We start from the raw sequence: 23,362 nt of genomic DNA, 5'->3' as shown, positions 1-23,362 counted from the left end.
TTAACTATAAGGATCATGAATGAAAGGTTTTATTGCCTTAATTTTAATCTGTTTAAGTATCAATACTTATGCCGCCGAGCAGGCAGAGCAGATTTTCAAAAAACTGGCACCGTCACTATTTCAAATCAGGCTGATTGATAATGCCAGCGGTGAGAAGTCATCCATCGGCTCAGGCTTTCAAATCAACGGCCAGGGGCTGATTGCTACCAACTACCATGTGATTTCGGGGTTTGCCCGCCATCCCAATAAATACCGGATTGAATACCTGGATCACCTTGGCAACAAAGGGGCGCTCACCTTAAAAAGAGTCGACGTGGTCAACGACCTGGCCCTGGTCAAACGCGAGGCCGGTGTTAATATGCCGTTTTTCCGACTGGCGGAAGGCGTGCCCCATAAAGGCGAAGAGTTATTTTCACTGGGTAACCCCCATGATCTCGGCATGATAGTGGTGCCCGGCACCTATAACGGCCTGAAAAAAGAGTCTTTTAATGACAAGATTCATTTTACCGGCTCGGTCAATTCCGGCATGAGCGGCGGTCCCGTGGTCAATCAAAACGCCGAAGTGGTCGGCATTAATGTTGCTACCTCGGGCAACCAAATCGGCTTTTTAGTACCCCATGACAAGCTTGTCGCCTTGTACCAGGCCTTTCAAACCACAGACGACATCAGCATAGCAGAGCAAATCTCACAACAATTGTCGAAAAATCAGCAAAAACTGATCGATACCATGCTCAGCAGCGAGTGGCAAAGCAAACAACTGGGTCAGGGGCTCATTCCCGCGGTCGACGTACCTTTTGTCCGCTGTTGGGGGGATTCCAATGCCGATAAAAGCGATGCCCTGATCCTCACCGCCGTTGCCCATTGCGCTTTGGATGAAAACACCTACATCTCATCGAAGTTTTTTACCGGCAACCTGGAAATGGAATTTCGCTATATGCAGGCGAAAGAGCTCAACGCCAGCAAGTTTTACCACTTGTATGAACAGCAAATTCGCCGTGCCGGTCCCGGCAATAAAGCCACTAAAGACGATGTCAGCGAATATCAATGTCACCACGATATCGTCAGCCCGACAGATCGGGATATCAACAGTAAAACCGTGTTTTGCACCCGGGCCTACAAGCAATATCCCCAGTTATTTGATGTCTTGTATTTAAGTGCTTCCATCGATAAAAACCAGCAGGCCTTGATCAGTCATTTCACCATCGCCGGGGTTGAGGAAAGCAGCGCCCTTGCCTTTACCCGCAAGTTTATGGAGTCGGTATCGTGGAAATAATTATCGAAGAAATCAGCCGGGGCCATAAACTGCTCAGCCGCCACAAACTGGATCAATCCCGGGTGAGCATAGGCAGGGGTTATCAGAATGACATCATCCTCACCGACCCCCATGTCTGTGCCAAACACCTGAATCTGGAATTTAACGGCGAATCCTGGCTCGCCCATGACGAAGACACGGTCAACGGCAGCTACCTGGAAAAGAACAAACAAAGTGTCAACCAACACACCATCAATTCCGGCGATATTATCAGCTTAGGCAAAAGCCAGATCCGTATCTTGTTCCCGGATCACCCGGTGGAAGAAAGCCTGGCCTTTAGCCCGTTTGAAAGCCTGATCAACTTTATGCGCCATCCCGCGATGTTGCTGACCAGTATTTCACTCTTTTCCCTGGTCGCCGGTATTGTGTTTTACCTGAATAAACCGGTAGAAGTGACATTCACCCAACTACTGGTACCGGCCATCGGCATGACCTTGCTGTTTGCCCTTTGGCCTTTGCTGATCGCCCTGATCTCTCACCTGACCAAAAATGATGCCCGGGTCTGGAACCAGCTCGGTGTCTGTTTCGCCTTTTTTAACCTGATGTGGCTCAGCGATGTTATCGAAAGTATTCTCGACTTCAACCTGTCCGCCAACTGGCCGATCGCCGGGTTAATCACCCTGTTGCCGATAGCGCTGGCTTTTGTCTTATTCTGGCTCAACTGTTATATCGGCTTTCATATGACCGCAGGGCGCCGCCTGGCGATTGCCGCCAGTTTAACCACCTTGTTATTTGGCGGCAGCTATCTTATCCAGTTGAGTAATAAACCGGACTTCAGCATTCACCCGCAATACAATGCCACGATAATGACCCCCGGCTTTTTATTTTCCCCCAGCAGTGATGTTGACAGCTTTATTGACGACAGCCGGAGATTGTTTGGCAAAGCCCAGAAAGCGGCGGCAGAAAAGTAAGCTAAACCTTTCTTATCCCGGTATTTCATAACTCATGCAATACCGGAGTTCAAGACATAAAAAAAGCGCCAAAATGGCGCTTTTTTTATGTCGACAGGGGTTCATTCAACCCTAAGGCTTGGCAATAAAGCCTACCGCATCATAAACAGAAGTCAGTATTTTACTGGCTCTTGCCGAGGCCTTCTCAGCTCCCTGGGACATCACCTGATTCAGGTAAGCCTGGTCCTGGCGGTACTGGTGGAATTTTTCCTGGATCGGCTCAAGCAGGCCAACAACCGCATCGGCAACATCGCCTTTTAAATGGCCGTACATTTTATCTTCATATCCAGGTACCAAAGATTCAACCGACTGGCCTGTGGTACATGACAATAGAGATAACAGGTTAGACACCCCGGGTTTTTCCGCGACATCAAAATAGATCCGCGCCTGTTCATCCGAGTCGGTCATTGCCCGCTTAATTTTCTTGGCGATTTTTTTCGGCTCTTCCAACAAACCGATAAAGTTTGCCGGGTTATTGTCGGACTTGGACATCTTCTTGGTCGGCTCCTGCAAACTCATGATGCGGGCGCCAAACTCGGGAATGTAAGGAGCAGGAATGGTAAATACATCACCGTACAGATTATTGAAACGGGTAGCGATATCACGCGCCAGCTCCAGGTGCTGCTTCTGATCGTCTCCCACCGGCACCTTGTCCGCACCGTAAAGTAGGATATCAGCCGCCATCAGTACCGGATAGGTAAATAAACCCGAGTTCATATTCGCCTCGGATTTTTGCGATTTATCCTTATACTGGGTCATACGGTTAAGTTCACCCATCTGGGTATAACAGTTTAAAACCCAGCTTAACTGGGCATGCTCGGGTACATGAGACTGGATAAAAATAGTACTTTGCTCGGGGTCGACACCACAGGCAAGGTAAAGCGCCAGGCCGTCCAGGGTCGCCTTGCGCAAGTCTTCCGGCTTTGGACGCACGGTGATCGCGTGCTGATCCACCAGCATATAATAACATTCATGGCTATCCTGCATATTGACCCATTGGCGCAACGCCCCGAGGTAATTGCCAATAGTTAATTCGCCTGAAGGCTGACAGCCGCTTAATACAATAGGTTTAGCCATGATTTTCCTTTAACTTTCTCTGCCCCGCAGGCAGTTTTATTTCTAATAGTAAATTTTCTTTTTTCCCTGCACTGGCAAGGAATTATTTAACGGTCGCTAACTCGGCCCGCATCTGGTCGATAACCGTTTTATAGTCAGGTTGGGAGAAAATCGCCGAGCCAGCAACAAACATATCCGCACCCGCCGCGGCGATTTCAGCAATATTGTCCACTTTGACTCCACCATCGATTTCCAAACGAATATCGCGGCCGCTCTGGTCAATTCTTTCCCGCACCTGGCGTAATTTATCCAAAGTGCCGGGAATGAAGGACTGGCCGCCAAAACCCGGATTCACCGACATCAATAAGATAACATCAAGCTTGTCCATGACATAGTCCAGGTAATGCAAAGGGGTAGCCGGGTTAAATACCAAACCCGCTTTACAGCCCGAGTCCTTGATTAATTGCAGGGTGCGGTCGATATGGTCGCTGCCCTCGGGATGGAAGGTAATAATATCCGCTCCCGCCTTGGCAAAAGCCGGCACTAAGGCATCTACGGGTTTTACCATTAAATGAACATCGATTTCTGCCTTGATGCCATAATCACGCAATGACTGACAGACCATAGGACCAAAGGTCAGGTTAGGCACAAAATGGTTGTCCATGACATCAAAGTGGACAACATCGGCCCCGGCCGCCAGTACTTTAGCGACATCGTCGCCAAGACGGGCAAAATCGGCAGAAAGAATAGAAGGTGCAATTAAAAAAGAAGACATAGTTTAACCCTTTTTGAAATCAGCGCTACTTTACCTAAAGCCAGGTCAATATTGAAGCATTAACGACCTGTCGGGCATGAATTTTTTATCCCGCTTTACCACAGGCAGATGCACAGTGAGCAGTCAGCTGCACCAAAATAGCGCAAAAGTACTCCTGATGAATGGCCACACCGCCAAAAGAACAAGCATAAAGCACTGATTTAAAACAAATTTAAAATCAGCATATCAACACTGGGTCCCGGGCACCGACTTTGCTTTGTTCTGGTTAACAACAATAAATGACCTGAGACTTAACTTATATGAAGAATAAAACCATTAACCTTGCGATCCCTTCCCTTATCACGGCTTTTACCTTACAGAGTGCTCCGGCCCTGGCAGTCGAAGGCTTATCCGCCAATGTCGGTTTCACCAGCAACTATTTATGGCGTGGCGTGACCCAGACCGACGACGGTGCGGCCATTTCCGGCGGTATAGATTATGCCGCCGATAGCGGTTTTTATGCCGGTACCTGGGTATCAAATGTCGACTTTAGTGATGATGCCAGTTACGAGCTGGATCTCTATCTGGGCTTTGGCGGCGATATCAATGAAAACATCAGCTATGATCTCGGTTACATCTATTACGCCTACCCGGATTCGGCAGAGTCAGATAAAGACAATGAATATGACTTTGGCGAAATATACGCCGGTATCACTTTTAGCAATATCACCCTGGCCGCAAACTATGGAATTCATAACGACGATGGCGCCGGGTGGGCGGACAAAGCCCTTTATGTCAGTGCCGATGCCGAATTTGAAGTCGCCAAAGGATTAACCTTAAACCTGCACCTTGGTGATTATAGTTTCGATGATGACCATGACAGCGGTGATTACACCGATTACGGCATCAGCCTAAGCAAAAGCGGTTTTACCCTGGCATTAACCGATACCGATCTGGATAATGACGATGTCAAAGTTAGCGTTTCCTATACCATAGATCTCGATTTATAGCGCCGGTAGATTAAGATAAATGGCGTGCTTGAAAACAGCTTTCAATCGCGCCAGAGCCCCTCAACACACAAAACCAGCCAAGCTCTTCCCTGCAATGGCGATAAATTCCCACTATTTATGGTTACACATGCCCGGCGCCTGTAGTATATTATTTATTCAGCTCATTTATCCGACAATGTCGCTCTTAAGGAGGAATACCCATGAGATTGAGCAAGGAAGGTGATTTAAAAGAAACCATGAAAAGCGTTGGCGCTGCCTTTATTGGCGTGCAAAGCGATAAAAACCGCCAACGGGATTTCAGCAAAGGTAAATTCAGCCACTTCCTCATCGGCGGCTTTATCGCGGTGACCTTATTTGTACTGAGTTTAGTGGCGATAGTCGCCCTGGTATCGCCTTAACTGTATCTTTCACCGCAGGCTAACACACTGACTTAGGCTGTTATTTATAGAGGGCCAATAACTCGGCGACTTTTTTCCGGTTATGCCCTTTCTGGCTGATGGTTCTGGCCACCTGGATAGATTTCAATTTGCTGGCATGCTCATAAATCTTCCGGGTCCAGATGGTATCGTGGTTACTGATCAACACGCAAACATCCGGATGCTGGATCACTTCTTCGGCGGCATTGGCCAAATCCGCCTGTTCATCCAGACCAAAACCATTACCGGCATAACTGGTAAAACTGGCGGTTTTGCTTAACGGCACATAGGGCGGATCGCAATAAATCACGTCTCCCGCCGAGGCCCGGGCGAAAGTATCCCGGTAACTCTCACAAACAAAAGTCGCTTTTTGCGCCTTTTCGGCAAAATAATTCAACTCTTCTTCGGGGAAATACGGACGTTTATATTTGCCAAAGGGTACGTTATAACCGCCGGATTTATTGTAGCGACACAAGCCGTTATATCCGTGACGGTTCATATACAAAAAAACCAAAGAGCGGAAATAAGGATCGCTGCTGGCGTTAAATTCTTTCCTGAGCTGATAATAGACTTCGGCCTGGTTATTTTCACTGGAAAACATCGCGCGGGCATCATTGATAAAGGCATCCGGCTGTGATTGCAGGATCCGGTACAAATTGATCAGATCCTGATTAATATCATTTAACAGGTAGTGCGGATAATCACTGTTTAGAAAAATAGAGCCGGCGCCGACAAACGGCTCGATCAGACGCTCGCCTTTTGGCAGCATCTTAGCAATAACATCGCTAAGGCCGTATTTACCACCAGCCCACTTCAAAAATGCTCGATGTTTTTTATTCATGCCGCCTGTAAGCCCTACCTAAAGTCTGTAAATCAAGAAAGACGGGATTGTATCCTGATTTTACTTTTATTGGGAGCTTTGAAATGCATTGATTTCATTATTCACGGCGGCAACACTTTTTATCCAGGGGCCTCGTTGCTTAACGGACTCGGGTAAACGCTCCCGCGCCTGCAGGGCTTCATCCCTTGAATCATAAACCCTGGAAGTGATCACCAACAACTTTTGTCCGTTTAACTGACGATAGTAGCCAAAATACTCCAGCTGATCATGATCGGCGATAAACTCTTTAAATACAGAAGGGTAAGAGAATCCCGCCAATTGGATCACAAAACCTTGTTTGGCCTGTAAGAAATAATCCGGGTTTATGCCTGAAGCAGCCGGCAGCTCATCACTTTGACTCACAATTCGCGTGTTATCGATGGCTTTGGCAGGTGCAACAACTTCGCTGTTAGCTTTAGCCTCAGTTTTCTCGGTTTCAGTCTCTGCTTGCTCAGCTTTCACCGGTTTATCTGCCAGCACGACCGCGTTAAACACATCCGACGGCCGGGCCTGCTCAGGTGCTTTATCTGCTTGCTCAACTTGTGTAGCAGCTTCTGGAGCCATTAGCGCCTGGTAAATATCGGCATTCGTGGCATAGGCTGGTGTTGCTGGCTCAGCAGTTGCCGAAGGCTCTTTTTTAGCGGCTGATGGCTCTTGACTAGCTGAAGCTTCTTTAGCCCCGGAGGGATCTTGAACAAAAACATCGGCACCCTCAGGAAGCGTTATGCCTGGTTGCCGGGGTAAATCACTGAAACTTAAACTGTCCCGCTGATAAAGCCAAGTAATAACCAGTGCAGAGATAATCAGCAACACAGTAAAGCCCAATGCCGCTTTTTTACCGAACGTTAAGGTAAAAAACGACTGCGCTTCCTTAAACACACCGGCATCAAGTGACAGCAACTGACCGGTCGCCGCCGATAAGATGGATAACTTATTGGTGAACAACATCTTATTCGCCGCCACCAGCTTGCCCGCCTGATGCTGGCCGAGCATAACAACATTGATATCCAGCTTGGTTTTTTTGGCGATTTCCGCCAGCTGGCAAAGCTCATGCAAAAGCTGCAGCGATAATAAATGCGCATGCTCGATAATAATGCTGATGGTTTCACGTTTTTCGCTGGCCAGCTTGATAATACTGCCGGTTAACGCCTGCTCGGGATCAAACAAGGCACCGCCGAAAAGCTGCTCCACTATCCGGCTGCGGATCTGGATATCATTAAGTTTGGCGGCGATAGAAACAAAAGCGGCGTTATGATCGTCAGGCAATGCCCCTAATAGCAGGCTGCCGACCCTGGAATAAGTGTTGCTGTCTTCATCGACAACCAAAACCGCTTGTTTGGAAAAGCGTAAGATATAATCAACCCGGGCATTGACGCTGATGCTGGTGACGCCCGGTTGATTTTCTGTGGTTTGATGCGCTAATGCAGACATAATTCACCTTTAACAACAGCCGGTTACCTTGTTACCGGCCTTAGATATGGCTATAAAATCTGCTGTAGCATCTCTTCTGTGATATCGTCACGTATTTCAGAGTGACCGATTTTTGTCGGAATAATTAACCTGAGCTTTCCGGCCAAGTTTTTCTTGTCCCTGCGCATATGGCGGATAAACTCGCTAAAGCCCATGTTTTCAGGGGCTTCTAGCGGTAAATCAAATGCCTCAAGCAGAGACTCAATACGACGAAGATCTGACGCTGCCAGCAAATTCATTGATACTGCCAATTTAGCAGCAAGTACCATGCCAGTAGCAACGGCTTCACCGTGTAACCAATTACCGTAGCCCATCTCGGCTTCTATCGCATGACCAAAAGTATGGCCTAAGTTTAATAACGCCCGGACACCGGCTTCGGTTTCATCACTGGCAACGATATCAGCCTTACACTGGCAGCAGCGTTCGATCATCTGGCTTAACACCTGTTTATCGCCTGCCAGGATCTTCCCTTTATGCTGTTCAAGCCAGTTAAAAAACTCGCCGTCGCCTAAAATACCGTATTTAATCACTTCCGCCATACCGGCGCTAAATTCACGCTTTGGCAGGCTGGACAGGGTATCAATATCGATAACTACCGCCTTGGGCTGGTAAAAGGCGCCTATCATATTTTTCCCTAACGGGTGATTAACCGCCGTTTTTCCGCCAACCGAAGAGTCCACCTGGGACAATAAGGTGGTGGGGATCTGGATAAAGTCGATGCCCCTTTGATAACAGGCGGCAGCAAAACCGGTAATATCACCGATCACTCCCCCTCCCAGGGCTATCAGGCTGGTATCCCGGCCATGGCCGTTGGCCAGCAAATGCGACATGATTTTGTCGAAGTTGCCCAGGCTTTTTTCGGCTTCACCGTCGGGTAAGATGATTTCATCAAGCTGATAATCGGCCAGAGCGGCCTTGATTTTTTCGGCGTAGAGGGGATGCACAATTTCATTGGAAACTATGCACACCCTTGTGCCCCGGATATGCCGGGATAGCAGGCTATTATCATTAAATAACCCGCTTTCTATATAGATAGGATAACTACGAATTCCCAGATCGAGATGTAGAGTTGCCACGATTAGAAATCTAGTCGTTCAACGATTTTATGGGCAACCACTTTTGCACTTTGATCATCCGTTTGAATGATAACGTCGGCAATCTCTTCATAAAGAGGGTTACGTTCAACCGCCAGCTTCTCCAGTACCGCACGCGGCTCTTCAGATGTTTGCAGTAAAGGACGACGACGATCACGCTGGGTACGCGCCACCTGCTTATCAATCGTTGTTTCCAGATAGACCACGATGCCACGTGCGGATAAACGATTGCGAACCTGATTGCTGATCACAGATCCACCACCGGTGGCCAGAACTATACCCTGCTTTTCGGTAAGGTCATCGATCACTGATTCTTCTCTTTTGCGAAAACCATCTTCGCCTTCAAGATCAAAAACCCACGCGATATCGGCACCAGTACGACGTTCAATCTCTTGATCAGAGTCGTAAAACTCAAGATGTAGCCTTTCTGCTAGTTCTCTACCTATAGTGCTTTTGCCAGCACCCATAGGGCCTACAAGGAAAATGTTACGTTTTTCTGCCATTAGACTAACTTAATACTCGTTATAATTAATTACGTTTATAGGGTAAGAGGAGACCCCCTCGAAAATTTCAAGGGCGCAATTATCGCAATTCTTCGGTGCAGATTGCAAGTAAGTGGTGCGAAAAGAAACCACTTACTGATAATTTAGACTAAAAATGTTCTTTTACAATGCGGGGAGTCACAAAAATCAGCAATTCTTTTTTCTCATTAAAATTATTACTGTTTCTGAATAACCAGCCAAAATAAGGGATGTCTCCCAGTACAGGAACCTTAGAAATGGTGTTGATGATCTGCTGCTGGTAAATGCCGCCCAACACTATGGTTTCGCCGTTATTGACCAGTACTTGGGTGCCGATACGCTGGGTATCGATTGCCGGTGCGGTGCCGCTTTGTACATCCGAAACCGTGTCCTGGGTCACCACAAGATCAAGAATGATCCTGTCATCCGGGGTGATATGGGGGGTCACGGTCAGGCTGAGCACGGCTTTTTTGAATTGGGTCGAAGTAGCGCCGCTGGACGCCGCTTCCTGATAGGGGATTTCGACCCCCTGCTCTATATAGGCTTCTTTTTGGTTGGCGGTGGTGATGCGCGGACTGGCAATAATTTCCCCTTTGTTTTCTTTTTCCATGGCACTTAATTCAAGGTCGAGGATAGTGCCGTCCGCCAGGCGGGCGATCTGAAAGGCAATACTGCCGGCGGGACTGGCAACCGGCAAATTGACATTCATGCGGTCGCTGATATCCGGGGTAGTGCCGGCATTTGCCGAGTCGGCCCCGGTTAACGTGCCCGAAGTGCCGGTTTCACCGTCGGTATCGGTAATGCCCCAACGGATCCCCAACTCTTCATTGATATTATCTTTTACCGTCACCATGCGGGCTTCAATCACCACCTGCCTGACGGGAATATCCAGCACGGAAACCATACGCTTAATATCTTCGATGCTTTGCGCGGTATCCCGGATCAACAGGGTATTGGTACGTTCATCAACCGAAACACTGCCCCTGGGGGATAAAATACTGGTTTCCTCATTTTTGATCAAAGAAGAAAACTCAATCGCCTTGGCGTAGTTGACCTGGACATATTCAGAATATAAAGGCGCCAAATCCGCTACCTGCTGCAATGCCTGTAAATCACGTGCTTCCCGGGCGGCAAGTTCGTCGCTGGGAGCGACCATTAAGATATTGCCCTCCATACGCTTATCCAGCCCTTTGACTTTTAAAAGAATATCCAGCGCCTGATCCCAGGGCACGCCATCAAGGCGCAAGGTAATATTGCCGTCCACGGTATCACTGGTCACCAGGTTGAAGCCGTTATAATCAGCAATGATCTGCAACACGGTGCGCACCGAGATATCCTGGAAATTTAACGAAATCGGCCTGCCGCTATAATCTTCAACATCCTCCAGGTAACCCGGGACCTTGACCTTTTCAGTGACTTTCAGGGAAAAAACATTGGTTAACTGCTGGTGGCTAAAGTCAAACTCGCCGTCGACATCGATCACTACCCGGGCGTTGCGTCCTTCCCTGAAGGTTTCTATACCTTTAACCAGGGTGCCAAAATCCGTCACATCCAGTTTATACAAGAGATCTTCCGGTATGGCGGTATTGTGAAATTCCACATATATCTTACCCAGCTTATCGCTGACATCCACCGCCACCATAGTATCTTCCAGGGAAATGATCACCTGGGAGTCATTTTCCTGGCTGCGGGTAAAATCTATTTCCTTAATGCTGTTGATAAACTCATTATTCGCCGGGGTTAATTTAGTCACCGGAGAGTCGGGATCCTGATTCTTTAAAATCAGCGAAAATTCATTACCGCTTTGCTTAACATCAAATACCGCCAGCTTGGCCAGATGTATTGAGGCGATAATTTGCCCCGCCACCTTTTGTACCTTCACCGAGTTAACACCGGCATGGCGGATATTGGTGTCACTGATCAACGGATTAAAATCATCCACCGCAAACAAAATATCAATGCGCGCCGGGGTCACAAAGGTTTTGATCTCGGGTTGTGTTGTCACCGCCTCGGAAAGGCTGAACACAAGTTCGATTTGATCTTTCTGTATAGTGTTATACGACAAGCCGGTTAAGGTCCTGGCACCGGCACCAAAGGCAAACCAACACAATACCAGCGCCAAAAGCCCTTTGACGCTCAGGATTTCGGCAAAGATGTTATAATTTTTTTTCTCTTGATCTGCTAACATTATCTTCTTCACCCCTATCCTTCTGATTCAACAATTGAAACCACGGACTCTCTTTCTATCCAGCAACCGGCGCCGTCGGGAATTAATTCAATAAGTGTGACGCTCTCCTGGCTGACCCCGGTAATACGGCCATTAAAAAGCCCCATATAACCGCCGACGGCAACCCGGTGCAAACTGTCATCGGACGCCTGCACTAAGGCCCAGGTCACTCCCAGCTCTCCCAAAGTACCGCGCATGCTTAAATCCGCCAGCGAATATTTTTCCAGCGGCTGTTTACGGCGCCTGGGATCCGGACTCAGGCAACCGGTCATCTGTTGCAGTTTTTCCTGGATAGCTTCGGGTTTGGGGGCGACAAAAGGGCTGCGCTTTGACTGGGCGGAATAGTCAAAATGATTAAATTTAGGCACCGCAGGCATAGGTTCGATCTGATTACTGGTATCCTCATGTACCTTGGCCATAAAGGCATTCAGTTCGCTCGGATCGTCAAAACAGCCGCTAACCATAAAACTAAGCAATAACACCAGGTACTTCATCATTCATTATCCTCCCGGTAACGATAGGTTTTTGCCTGCAAGGTCAGCCTGAGAATATCGCTGTCACTGCCGGAGATATTGATATCAAAATCATGCAGGGTCACGATACGGGGTAATCCCGCCACTTTACTGACAAAATTGCCAAATTCGTGATACGAACCTATCACCTCGATATCGATCGGCAACTCGATATAAATCTCTTTCGCAATTTCAGGTTGCCAATTTAATTTAACAAAATCAAGGCCGCTGGTGGTACCGACGAAAGTAATATCATCCAAAAGTCCCGGCGTTTCGTGGCTTTCCGGCAAACTTTTTAACTGGTTGGCAAACAAGGCTTCCGCTTCAATCATTTGCGCCTTAAATAACTCCAGGTTAGCGGCAACATGATATTTCGCCTTATACTCCTGCCTTAAGGTGATTTCTTCCCGCCGGACTTTTTCCAGCTGGGTAATTTTATCGCTGACGATGAAAATATAACCAAGCACCAACACCACTATCGCCAGAAAAATAGCCAAAACCACTTTTGCCAGATAAGGCCATTGGCCGATATTTTCTAACTCGAGATTGTCAAACTGGGATAAGTCTATATTCATGCCCCGCCCCCCGAAGCCGCAACGGCATCCGTTGTTGCGACATCATTGACCAGACCCTTGATACGCACCCGCATCTTAAAGTCGCTGAGCAGTTTTACGGTTTTTTCATCGCTGATAATCGAGTCCAGGGTAGCATCGGCAAACAAATCCGAGCGCTCGATTTCCCGGATCATATTCGCCAGATGGTTATTGGATTCGCTTTTTCCCAACAGCTGCAAAGTATTGCCCTTTTTCTCCATATGGGTCAGATAAATGCCATTGGGCACAATTTTGGCAATTTCATCCAGCACCTGGGTGCCGACATTGCGGCTGCGCTGCAATTGTTCAATGACCCTGATACGCTTTTGCAAGGCATCCTTTTTCTCGTTTAACACCTTGATCTCGCCTATCTTCAAATCCAGTTGCTGTATTTCATTGCGCAAATACTGGTTAAGGGAGTTTTGGCCATTGACCCGAGCCTGGTAAAACTGTCCCACCAGGAAAATCAAAACAAAAGCGCCCACCGCCACTATCGCCAGCACGGTAAAGTATTCCGTTTGCCTGGCTTTTAATTGCGCCTCGCGCCAGGGAAGCAGGTTTATATGTGCCATGGCGAAAAACTCCTTAACGCTAAACCCGCCGCCACCATAAACTGGGGAGCAAGCGCCAGCATCTCTTCATCAATATTTTTTGCAAGTTTCATATCGGCAAAAGGCGCGGCAATCACGGTATGTATGCCCAGCTCTTCCGCCAACAACTCCTGTACACCTTCCACCAGGGCGGTACCGCCGGAAATCACCAGGTAATCAACTTTTTCATGGCCGCTGGAGGTAAGAAACATCTGGATCGCCCGGCGGATCTGCTGCACCAAAATGGTATGAAAAGGCGCCAGCACTTCAAAAGTAAAATTAGGCGGCAGCTCGCCATTTATCTTGGCGCTTTCCGCCTCTTCAAAAGACATGTTGTAATAAGAAATGATCGAGCGGGTATATTGCTCGCTGCCGAAAATTTGATCCCGGCTATAGATATGTTTGCCGCCATCGGTCACCGACAGCAGGGTCATAGTAGCGCCGATATCCACAATGGCCACCATTTTATCAACCGCATCGTCGGGCAGATTGGCCAGACATAAATCATGGGTGCGGCTGACAGCATAGGACTCGACATCGATCACCTTGGCTTCAAAGCCCCCCATATCCAAAGTGGTGACCCTGGCTTCGATCGACTCGGTTCTTGCGGCGCTAAGCAAGACATTGATTTTACTGGGATCGGACTCATTCACATCCAGTGATTCAAAATCCAGGCTGACTTCATCCAGCGGATAGGGGATTAGGCTGTCGGCTTCAATTTCTATTTGATTGGCCAGCTCTTCTTCATTCAGGGCAACATCCATATAGATAATTTTGGTGATCACCGTTTGCCCGGAAACGGCCGCTGCCGCATGTTTCACCGAAGAGGAAACTTTTTTTCGCAACCTCCCGATAACATTGCCAATGGCTTCCATGTCCTGGATTTCCCTGTCAACGATCACCCCCCTGGGCATAGGCTCCATTGCCAGGCATTCCAGGGTATAGCCCTGACTTCCATTACTTAACAATACAGCTTTTACTGCGTGGGAGCCGATATCGATCCCCACCATCATTTGCGCTTTCTTTTTGAACAACTTGTTAAGCATAGTGTCCTACTAAAATATTATTTTTATACTCATATTAGACACAATATAGTCATAAATACATTTATTACATGGTTTTACACGATATACTAGTAGCCATGAATATTTTGCTGCAAAAACTTGGGCGTCTGTAATTGTGCTGACTTTTAAAAAAGTGATGAAATTTGGCCTGCTATTGGCCTTGCTGGGGGTGATCGCCTTGATCACCCTGTATTTAACTATGCGTGACGATCTGCCCAGTGTCGAGTCATTAAAGAATCTGCAATGGCAAACCCCGATGCAGATCTACAGCAACGACGGCAAACTCATGTCCCAGTTTGGCGAGAAAAAACGTATCCCCCTGGCGCTGGAGCAGATGCCGCAGCAACTGATCGATGCCATACTGGCCACGGAAGACGACAGATTTTACCAGCACTTCGGCATAGATCCCGTCGGCCTGACCCGGGCGGTGATCGGCCAGATCATCGGCCAGAACAAAGGCGGCGGCAGTACCATTACCATGCAGGTAGCCCGTAACTTCTTCCTGACCCGGGAAGTCACTTATGTGCGCAAATTAAGAGAAATCTTTATTTCTTTTCATATCGAAAACCTGCTGACCAAGGACGAAATTCTTGCCCTTTATATGAATAAAATTCCCCTGGGTCACAGATCTTACGGTTTCGGCGCCGCCGCCCAGGTATATTACGGCAAAGAAGTACAGGAATTAACCCTGGCGCAGATCGCGGTACTGGCCGGTCTGCCCAAGGCGCCGTCCACCTTGAACCCCATCCGCTCGCCGAAGCGGGCCAAGGCGCGCCGCAGCGTGGTACTACAGCGCATGCTGGCGAAAAATTATATCAGTCCGGCACAGTATCAAGAGGCGATGGCGGCACCGATCACCGGCAAACGCCACGGCGCGGAAATCGAATTAAACGCCCCCTACCTGGCGGAAATGGCGCACCAGGAAATGCTGCAGCGCTACGGCAGGGAGCAGGCTTATACCGGCGGCTACAAGGTCTTCACCACAGTCCCGTCCAAACTGCAAAGCGCGGCACAAAACGCTCTGACCGGCAACCTGATGGCCTATGACCTAAGGCATGGCTATCGCGGCGTGATCCGTTCCCTCAAGAATGAAAGCAACAACCAAAAAGATGCCGTCAGCGGCGAATACCTCAATCCGCTGACGCAGGAAGAAATCAGCCAGGCGCTTAATATAGAAGGTTATCAATCGTTAATACCTGCCATAGTGACCGAAGTGTCTGAGCAGTCGGTCGCCATTACCCTTAAAGATGAGCAGCAGGCCATCATAGACTGGCCGGGACTTTCCTGGGCCCGGGAATTTATCAGCGATCAGAAACAGGGACCGGCGCCAGAAACCGCCGCAGATATTCTTAATTACGGCGATGTTATCTGGGTGGTCAAGCAAGCGGATAACAGCTATGTCTTAAGCCAGATCCCGCAGGTGAGTGGCGCGTTAGTATCGATTTCCCCGGACGACGGCGCCATTAAAGCCGCCGTCGGCGGTTTCAGCTTTAAGCAGAGCCAGTTTAACCGGGTCACCCAGGCAAAACGCCAGGTAGGCTCGAATATTAAACCTTTTATCTACTCCGCCGCACTGGAAAACGGCTTTACCCTGGCCTCTATCATCAATGACGCCCCCATTAACCAATGGGACAGAAGCTCAGGCGTGGTCTGGCGCCCGAAAAATTCCCCGCCAACCTATGTCGGCCCGATCCGTATCCGCCTGGCTCTGGCCCAGTCTAAAAACGTGATCTCGGTGCGCCTGCTCAGGGAAGTCGGCTTAGGAAAAATTGTCGATCACCTTTCTTTATTTGGTTTTGTGCCGGATGAACTGCCGAGAAACGAAACCCTGGCGCTGGGGTCTGCCTCACTGACACCGCTGGAAGTGGTCAGCGGTTTTGCTACCTTTGCCAACGGCGGCTTCCTGATCCAGCCTTACCTGATCGACCGTATCGAAGACTCATTCGGCAATATTGTTTTTCAGGCAAATCCGGCACTGGCCTGCGATCCCTGTCAGGCCAGTGACACCATGGACAGCCTGAGCGCCGCCACCCGAGCCAGCGAAGAAACGTTAGCATCGGATAACAGCGAATTAGAGGTAGACTCTTTATCCGCCGATAACCTGGCTCCCCCCCTGAACCAGGCCGAGCGGGTGATCAGCGAGCAAAATGCCTTTTTGATGACGGAAGCCCTCAACAGCGCCATTTGGGGATATGACTGGTCCACTAAACCTGGCTGGCAAGGCACGGGGTTCAGGGCGAAGAAGCTCAAGCGCCGTGATATCGCCGGGAAGACAGGCACCACCAACGAATCCAAAGATGCCTGGTTCTCCGGCTATAGCCGTCGCCTGGTGACCACTTCCTGGATAGGTTTTGATGATCATACCAGGAACCTGGGCAGAACCGCCTATAACAAAAACCTGGGTAAAAGCCAGGTTTACGGCATCGAAGCCGGCGCCAAATCGGCCCAACCCGCCTGGATCACCTACATGGATACGGCGTTAAAAGACCTTGAAGTTGAACCTTTCCTGCCGCCGGAAAATGTCGTTTCCGTCAGGATAGACAAGGCGACCGGCAAACTGAGCAGCAAAGCCGATAAAACCAGTTTGTTTGAATATTTTGAAAACGGCACCGCCCCTCAGGAATATGTCACTTTGGATAAAAGCCGGGAGATCCTCGACGGTAACGAAGAAGAAGAGCTGGAAGAAGAGTTATTCTGATCCCTTATTCGCCTGATATAAAAAAGGCAGGTAGTTAACACTTGTTAACAATACCTGCCTTACAGCCGGGAAAATAGCTTAATTCACCTGAGTGACCTGAATAGCCAAAGGATGGCCGTTGTTTAAGTTATATAACAAGGCGGTTTCATCACAATTATCCTGGCGATGACATAAGTCACAGTCTTTCATAACTTTTTCCGGCAAATGCTCTTTATTGCCCGGTTCAAAACCTAACCGGGCAAAAAATTCCGGTTTGCGGGTTAATACCAGCAACTTGCTTAATGCCAGGGTTTTCGCCCGCTCCAGCAAATGCTCCACCAGCGCCTTACCGTAACCTTTACCCTGGTAATTGATGGAGACCCCTAACGAGCGCACTTCCGCCAGGCCGGTACTGTAAATGTACAAAGCAGCGCAGCCGCATACCTGGCCGTTGACTTCGATCACGGCAAAGTCACGGATGGATTTGATCAGCTCATCTTCCGCCCGCGGCAAGTTTTCCTCTTTCGCCGCCCAATAGTCCACCAGCTTGCTGATGGCGCGCAGATCGGTGAGTTTCGCATCCCGCACCAGGTAATCCGAGGTGCCCAGGTTATGACGGTACTGGGCAATAATATTGCTGACCGGTTTCTTGCCGGTGCCGCCGAGGATATTACGCTTATCCACCAGATACTCCAGCTCCAGCACAGGATAAACATCCTGCTCAATCAGCGGTGAAAACTGTTTAAGTTCATCCAGGCGCAGGCTTTCAATCGGCTCCTGCTGCTTAATGGCATAAAGCACCACCTGGCCTGAAATTTCATGAGCCGTCCTAAAAGGCACCCCTTTATCGACCAGGTAATCCGCCAGCTCAGTAGCATTGGCATAACCTTCCCGCGCCGCTTTCTGGCAACGGGCGCTGTTGATCTCAATAGAATTGATCACTTCTCCCGCCATCACCAGGCAGGAATGCCATTGGCCAACGGTTTCAAATAATCCTTCCTTATCTTCCTGCAGATCTTTGTTATAGGCCATGGGCAAACCTTTGAGGGTCACCAAAAGCCCCTGCAAGGCACCATAAACCCGACCGCATTTACCCCGGATCAACTCCAGCGCATCCGGGTTTTTCTTTTGCGGCATCAGGGATGAGCCGGAGGTGACCTGATCTCCTAAGGTAATAAAGTTCGCTTCCCCGGAATTGAAAAAGATCAAATCTTCGGCAAACCGGGATAAATGCATCATGCTGGCACTGGCGGCAAATAAAATCTCCAGCACAAAATCCCGGTCGGAAACCGCATCCAAACTGTTTACACAAGGGCCGTCAAAGCCCAGCGACTGCGCCAGCTCATAGCGGTCGATGTCATAGGTGGTCCCCGCCAGCGCGCCGCTGCCGAGCGGACACTGATTCATGCGTTTACGGGCATCCGTTAAGCGGCTGCTGTCACGCTTGAACATTTCAATATACGCCAGACACCAATGGGCAAAGCGGATAGGTTGCGCCCGCTGCAAATGGGTGTAACCGGGCAAGATATGCTCCTGGTTGTTTTCCGCCAGGGTCAAGAGTTGTTGCTGACAGGTATTTAAGGCAGCAATCAATATGTCGACCTGCTCACGGCTCCATAACCTGAGATCTGTGGCCACCTGGTCGTTACGGCTACGACCGGTATGCAATTTTCTGGCGATATCGCCAAGCTGTGCGGTAAGCTCGGCTTCCACCCAGCTGTGCACGTCTTCGGCGCCGGAGGCTAAAATATCACTTTCGCCGGCGGCCACTTTTGCGGATAAGTCCAGCAGCGCCTGCTCCATCTGCTGCTGCTCTTCCAGGGTAAGTACACCCGCCTGCTGTATCGCTTTCGACCAGCCGATAGAACCCTGGATATCCTGTTGTACCAATACATGATCAAATGGCAGTGAATCATTAAATTCCTTGAAAATATCACTACTCGCGGTTTTAAACCGTCCACCCCATAAGGCCATATTACTTCTCCCCGCCTGTTGTATCTTTTTCATGTAACGCCGCTATCCGGCTGGATAAGCTGAACAAACGGATAAAGCCTTCGGCATGTTTTTGATCGTAGACGTCATCGGCACCGAAAGTGGCAAACTCCTCGGAATACAGGGAATAAGGCGAACGACGCTGGCTCACTACCGCCTGCCCTTTAAAGAGCTTAACCACAACATCGCCGGTCACTTTATCCGACAATGAGTTTGCTGCCGCCAGCTGGGCTTTCGCCAGTGGCGTAAACCAGCGGCCATCGTAAATCACATGGGAGAATTCCAGCGCTACAGATTCCCTGAATTTTAACGATTCTTTATCCAGAATCAGGGTTTCCAGCCCTTTATAGGCCGCCATCAGCACAGTGCCACCCGGGGTTTCATAACAGCCACGGGATTTCATGCCCACCAGGCGGTTTTCAACAATATCGATACGGCCAACCCCGTGGGCGGCAGCCTTGTCGTTTAGATACATCAGCGCCTGATAAGGAGTCAGTGTCTGGCCATCCACCGCCACCAGTTGCCCCTGCTCAAAACTTAACATGACATTTTCCGGCGTATCCGGCGCTTCCAGCGGATCTACCGTCATGGTCCAGACTTCTTTTGACGGCTCACACCAGGGATCTTCAAGCTCACCACCTTCGTGGGAGATATGCCAGGCATTGGCATCCCGGCTGTAGATTTTCGTCAATGATGCCGAGCAGGGAATATCACGTTCGGCTAAGTAAGCCAGCAGATCTTCACGGGAGAGCATATCCCACTCCCGCCACGGGGCGATCACTTTCAGCTGTGGCGCCAATGCGGCAAAACAGGACTCAAAACGCACCTGATCATTACCTTTACCGGTACAGCCGTGACACAGGGCATCCGCCCCCACTTTCAGCGCCACTTCGACATGGGCCTTGGCAATCACCGGACGGGCCATGGAAGTCCCCAGCAGGTACTGGCCTTCATAAACGGCGCCGGTTTTAACGATCGGGTAAATATAGTCCTTAACAAACTCTTCCTTTAAGTCCACCACGTGACACTCGCTGGCGCCGGAGGCGATGGCTTTTTCCACTATGCCTTCTAATTCCTCTTCTCCCTGACCGACATCGGCGCAAAAGGCCACCACCTCACAGCCGTGATAATTTTCTTTTAGCCAAGGGATAATGGCCGAGGTATCCAGACCGCCGGAATATGCCAATACTACTTTTTTAACTTTCTGCTCTGTTTGTAAACTCATCTTACTCACCCAATTCTTGAAACTTTGCCTGATAAAAGGCAGATAAAAACCTATAAATTTTGTTGATGCTAAACCCGCTCTTATACCGGCTCCGCCAGCAGGGTTGCCAATACGGCATTTTGTGCCCACATGCGGTTTTCCGCCTGGGAGGTTGCCACCGACAACTCACTGTCAAACAGCTCAGCGGTGATTTCCTGGCCCAAATGGGCCGGCTGGCAGTGCATCACCACTTTCGCCCCGGCGCTGTTCATTAATTCGTGATTCACCTGATAGGCCGCAAAAGTTGCCAGGATATCTTCCACCTTGGTTTCATCTCCCATAGATACCCAGGTATCGGTATAGATGGCATCTTGCTGACCAAGCGCCTCGACATCTGAAGTAAGCGATAATTGACTGCCTGAGGCCTGGGCGATTTCTTTGGCCTTATTGAACATCTCGGCCTGAGGACCAAAGCCGGTCGGGCATACCAGGGTAAAATCAACCCCTAAAGTAGCGGCCATCAACATCAATGAATTAGAGACATTATTGCCGTCACCGACATAGGCCAGTTTTACCTGGGACAGATCAGCAAAATTTTCCGTTAAGGTGACGAAGTCCGCCAGCGCCTGGCAGGGATGATATAAATCGCATAAGGCATTGATCACAGGTTTACCAGCATGTGCCGCCAACTCTTGCAACACCTGGTGCTTAAATACCCGGGCCACTATGGCATCAGACCAGCAGGCAAGATTTTTAGCGACATCCGATACCCGCTCACGCTCGCCCAACTGGCCGTTTTGCTGGCCGATATATAGGGCATGACCGCCAAGTTTCTGGATACCGATATCAAAACTGATATGGGTTCTCAGGGAAGGTTTCTCGAATAACATCACCACGGATTTTCCGGCTAACAAATGCTGGTAATCCGCCGGGTTTTGTTTCATTTTCAAGGCTAAAGTAATAAGCGATTGCAGCTGAGCCTGGTTTAGCTGATCATCAGCTAAAAAGTGTTTTAACGACATAATATATTCCTGCCTGACGGCACTAAGTATCTAAAAATTCTGTTTTTTAAGGGGGAGAAGCTAAGGGTTAGCTATCCGGCTGAATGCGGGTGCCTACGCCATCACCATTGAGCAAACGGAGGATCTGCTCCGGCGATTGCCAGCTGGCAACCGCGATGCTTCGTCGTAACTGGTTAGCGGCCTTCAGGGCGGCATTCACTTTGGCGGTCATACCGCCGGCGATCACCCCCTGCTGGATCAACTGACTGGCCTGACGGGAATTCAGGGTTTCCAGGTACTGGTTTTGTGCATCTTTAACGCCGTTAACATCCGTTAACAGCAAAAGCTCGGCATTAAGCAGCTGACAAATCACCACCGCGGCATCATCGGCATTAACATTGACCAGCTCGCCATTATCGAGTGCACCGATAGAAGCTATTACCGGCAGAAAATGGCCGGACACTAAACTGTCGAGTAGTTTACTGCTGTGGGGACTTGGCTTACCTACAGCGCCTAGTTCGGTATCCGCCAGCTGACAGGCCACCATATCGCCATCGCACAGGGACAAACCCACCGCCGGGATATTTAATTTGGCTGCGGCCGCAACGATGGATTTATTGACATTACCAGCCAGCGCCCCGCTGATCACCGGGATCTGGGCCTTAGGGGTAATACGCAGACCGTTTTTTTTCTCTGTGGTAAAGCCCGATTGCTCAAGCATCTCATCCACCACACAGCCGCCGCCGTGCACCAGCACCACCGCCTGATCTTTAAGCTGACTGATAACCTGCAGCAGCGCCTGTAAGGCGCTGGCCTGGTTTAAGATAGCGCCGCCGATTTTAATCACCAGTGGCTTTTTATTAAGATTAGTTGTTAACTTTTTCACGTCCCGTCCCCTGTCACTTAGTGCTTGGTGCATGAGAGACCAGGCTGTAATCATCGCTTGATCCGACAAATGTTTGCGGCAACAAGCCATAATGATCAGGCAAGCCCATGGATATATTGGCGCACTGCAGTGCCTGAGCCGCCGCCCCCTTAAGCAGGTTGTCTATGGCGCAGGAAACCACCAGAACCTGTTTTTTTTCATCGTATTGCCAGTGGAGATCGGCAAAAGGCGTATGGGCGACATTATCGATTTTTGGCCAGGCATCCAGCAGCCTGATCAAGGCTTTATCCTGGTAGGCATGAGTAAAAGCTGCATCGACTTGCGCAGCGCTTACCCCGGTTTTTAACTGCAAAGTCACGGTAGCAAGCAAACCCCGTTTATAGGGCGCCAGGTGGGGATTAAAAATCACCTCAACACCGGCTTCCTGACTGATTTCCGGCTGATGTCTGTGCTTTAAAATATTGTAGGGCATCAGGCTGACTTCATTAAAATTGCTGGCCAGGGAAGCGGTTCTGCCGGCCCCGCTGACGCCACTGATACCGTTAACCACCACCAGAGAATTTTCCAGCTGCAGCTTATTGCTGATCACGGGTTTTAATGCCAGCAGGCTGGCCGTGGGATAACAACCGGGTACCGCCACCAGATCGGCACCGGCAATCTGCTCATGCTGCCATTCCGCCAGCCCGTAATGGGCCAGACTCAGGGTATTGATGTCCTGATGTTCGAAACCGTAATATTGGGGATAATCCGCCAGCTCCTTTAAACGGAAGCCGCCGGAGAGATCAAACACCTTAATACCGGCCTCAACAAAAGCACCGGCCCATAAGGCACTGAACTCATGGGGAGTCGCAAAGAACACCGCATCCAGGGCATGCTCTGCATCATTGTCCTGCTTATCTGATATAAAAGTATCAAACCAGGTTTGAGAAAAAGACTGCAGGGGTAAATCGCAGATCCCCTGCCACCGCCCATGCAAGGCGGCGAAAGTTTTCCCAGAGGAAGCACTGTTCTCTGAAACCAGCAAGTGCTGGATGGAAATATTATCGTGTTGGCAAAGCAAGCCAATTAACTCGGCGCCGACATAACCACTGGCGCCAATAACCGCAACCTTCATATTCACTCCGAAAAAAATGCAATTCTATGCAACTAAAAA

21 protein-coding genes are annotated in these 23,362 nt (G+C 49.4%); 5 read left to right on the top strand and 16 right to left on the bottom strand.

Translation table 11 applies throughout. The annotated features are described in order from the left end of the window. The first annotated feature begins 19 nt into the window (after positions 1 to 19). Positions 20 to 1,273, top strand: coding sequence for a serine protease (locus QL234_RS21755; protein ID WP_281559865.1), 1,254 nt, complete (start codon positions 20 to 22; stop codon positions 1,271 to 1,273). Then, complete coding sequence (locus QL234_RS21750) at positions 1,264 to 2,223, top strand: FHA domain-containing protein (RefSeq protein ID WP_281559864.1); 960 nt, start codon at positions 1,264 to 1,266, stop codon at positions 2,221 to 2,223. The genes QL234_RS21755 and QL234_RS21750 overlap by 10 nt, the downstream gene beginning before the upstream one ends. A gap of 111 nt (positions 2,224 to 2,334) precedes the next feature. On the opposite strand, the gene trpS is transcribed toward QL234_RS21750, so the two are convergent. Both trpS and rpe read right to left on the bottom strand, forming a co-directional pair. Next, entirely contained in the window at positions 2,335 to 3,339 is a 1,005-nt protein-coding gene (gene trpS / locus QL234_RS21745) for a tryptophan--tRNA ligase (protein ID WP_281559863.1), read from the bottom strand. 82 nt (positions 3,340 to 3,421) lie between these two features. Beyond that, positions 3,422 to 4,093 (bottom strand): ribulose-phosphate 3-epimerase, encoded by a 672-nt coding sequence (gene rpe / locus QL234_RS21740; protein ID WP_281559862.1) that lies wholly within the window; start codon positions 4,091 to 4,093, stop codon positions 3,422 to 3,424. 299 nt (positions 4,094 to 4,392) lie between these two features. Between rpe and QL234_RS21735 the strand changes: the two genes are divergently transcribed. Together QL234_RS21735 and QL234_RS21730 are read left to right on the top strand one after the other, a co-directional pair. Then, the gene (locus tag QL234_RS21735) at positions 4,393 to 5,082 is read left to right on the top strand and encodes a TorF family putative porin (RefSeq protein WP_281559861.1); all 690 of its coding nucleotides are present in this window, start codon (positions 4,393 to 4,395) and stop codon (positions 5,080 to 5,082) included. 200 nt (positions 5,083 to 5,282) lie between these two features. Continuing rightward, a complete protein-coding gene (locus QL234_RS21730) occupies positions 5,283 to 5,480 on the top strand; it encodes a DUF2970 domain-containing protein (RefSeq protein ID WP_281559860.1) in 198 nt (65 codons plus the stop codon). Positions 5,481 to 5,520: 40 nt separating this feature from the next. Here QL234_RS21730 and QL234_RS21725 read toward each other — a convergent pair whose 3' ends face one another. The 9 genes from QL234_RS21725 to QL234_RS21685 all read right to left on the bottom strand — a co-directional run bounded on the left by QL234_RS21725 (position 5,521) and on the right by QL234_RS21685 (position 14,431). After that, positions 5,521 to 6,339, bottom strand: coding sequence for a Dam family site-specific DNA-(adenine-N6)-methyltransferase (locus QL234_RS21725; RefSeq protein ID WP_281559859.1), 819 nt, complete (start codon positions 6,337 to 6,339; stop codon positions 5,521 to 5,523). 66 nt (positions 6,340 to 6,405) lie between these two features. Next, a complete protein-coding gene (locus QL234_RS21720; protein ID WP_281559858.1) occupies positions 6,406 to 7,809 on the bottom strand; it encodes an SPOR domain-containing protein in 1,404 nt (467 codons plus the stop codon). Positions 7,810 to 7,859: 50 nt separating this feature from the next. Then, positions 7,860 to 8,927, bottom strand: coding sequence for a 3-dehydroquinate synthase (aroB, locus tag QL234_RS21715; protein WP_281559889.1), 1,068 nt, complete (start codon positions 8,925 to 8,927; stop codon positions 7,860 to 7,862). Beyond that, positions 8,927 to 9,445: a shikimate kinase AroK gene (gene aroK, locus QL234_RS21710; RefSeq protein ID WP_044832913.1), complete on the bottom strand. Its 519-nt coding sequence runs from the start codon at positions 9,443 to 9,445 to the stop codon at positions 8,927 to 8,929. The genes aroB and aroK overlap by 1 nt, the downstream gene beginning before the upstream one ends. 148 nt (positions 9,446 to 9,593) lie before the next feature. Then, positions 9,594 to 11,651: a type IV pilus secretin PilQ family protein gene (locus QL234_RS21705; protein ID WP_281559857.1), complete on the bottom strand. Its 2,058-nt coding sequence runs from the start codon at positions 11,649 to 11,651 to the stop codon at positions 9,594 to 9,596. Positions 11,652 to 11,665: 14 nt separating this feature from the next. Then, entirely contained in the window at positions 11,666 to 12,187 is a 522-nt protein-coding gene (locus tag QL234_RS21700) for a pilus assembly protein PilP (protein ID WP_281559856.1), read from the bottom strand. After that, on the bottom strand, positions 12,184 to 12,777 hold the full coding sequence (locus QL234_RS21695) for a type 4a pilus biogenesis protein PilO (protein ID WP_281559855.1): 594 nt from the start codon (positions 12,775 to 12,777) through the stop codon (positions 12,184 to 12,186). Before QL234_RS21695 ends, QL234_RS21700 begins: the two co-directional genes overlap by 4 nt. Beyond that, on the bottom strand, positions 12,774 to 13,367 hold the full coding sequence (locus tag QL234_RS21690) for a PilN domain-containing protein (RefSeq protein WP_281559854.1): 594 nt from the start codon (positions 13,365 to 13,367) through the stop codon (positions 12,774 to 12,776). The genes QL234_RS21695 and QL234_RS21690 overlap by 4 nt, the downstream gene beginning before the upstream one ends. After that, positions 13,355 to 14,431 (bottom strand): pilus assembly protein PilM, encoded by a 1,077-nt coding sequence (locus tag QL234_RS21685; RefSeq protein ID WP_281559853.1) that lies wholly within the window; start codon positions 14,429 to 14,431, stop codon positions 13,355 to 13,357. The genes QL234_RS21690 and QL234_RS21685 overlap by 13 nt, the downstream gene beginning before the upstream one ends. A 133-nt stretch (positions 14,432 to 14,564) precedes the next feature. Between QL234_RS21685 and QL234_RS21680 the strand changes: the two genes are divergently transcribed. Continuing rightward, a complete protein-coding gene (locus QL234_RS21680; protein ID WP_281559852.1) occupies positions 14,565 to 17,147 on the top strand; it encodes a penicillin-binding protein 1A in 2,583 nt (860 codons plus the stop codon). A gap of 78 nt (positions 17,148 to 17,225) precedes the next feature. Here QL234_RS21680 and argH read toward each other — a convergent pair whose 3' ends face one another. The 5 genes from argH to argC all read right to left on the bottom strand — a co-directional run bounded on the left by argH (position 17,226) and on the right by argC (position 23,323). After that, positions 17,226 to 19,100 carry an argininosuccinate lyase gene (argH, locus tag QL234_RS21675; protein ID WP_281559888.1) on the bottom strand — a complete coding sequence of 625 codons (1,875 nt, stop codon included), beginning with the start codon at positions 19,098 to 19,100 and terminating at the stop codon, positions 17,226 to 17,228. Between the two features lies 1 nt (position 19,101). Then, positions 19,102 to 20,343 carry an argininosuccinate synthase gene (locus QL234_RS21670; RefSeq protein ID WP_281559851.1) on the bottom strand — a complete coding sequence of 414 codons (1,242 nt, stop codon included), beginning with the start codon at positions 20,341 to 20,343 and terminating at the stop codon, positions 19,102 to 19,104. An 80-nt stretch (positions 20,344 to 20,423) separates the two neighbouring features. Continuing rightward, positions 20,424 to 21,344: an ornithine carbamoyltransferase gene (locus QL234_RS21665; RefSeq protein ID WP_281559850.1), complete on the bottom strand. Its 921-nt coding sequence runs from the start codon at positions 21,342 to 21,344 to the stop codon at positions 20,424 to 20,426. Positions 21,345 to 21,411: 67 nt separating this feature from the next. Then, positions 21,412 to 22,209, bottom strand: coding sequence for an acetylglutamate kinase (argB, locus tag QL234_RS21660; protein ID WP_281559849.1), 798 nt, complete (start codon positions 22,207 to 22,209; stop codon positions 21,412 to 21,414). Positions 22,210 to 22,222: 13 nt separating this feature from the next. Further along, entirely contained in the window at positions 22,223 to 23,323 is a 1,101-nt protein-coding gene (gene argC / locus QL234_RS21655) for an N-acetyl-gamma-glutamyl-phosphate reductase (protein ID WP_281559848.1), read from the bottom strand. Positions 23,324 to 23,362: the final 39 nt, after the last annotated feature.

It is taken from the genome of Thalassomonas sp. RHCl1 (genome assembly GCF_947387555.1).
GTDB lineage: Bacteria > Pseudomonadota > Gammaproteobacteria > Enterobacterales > Alteromonadaceae > Thalassomonas.
The sequence above is the reverse complement of the archived record's forward strand: the minus strand, read 5'-3'. Positions and strand labels throughout refer to the sequence as shown.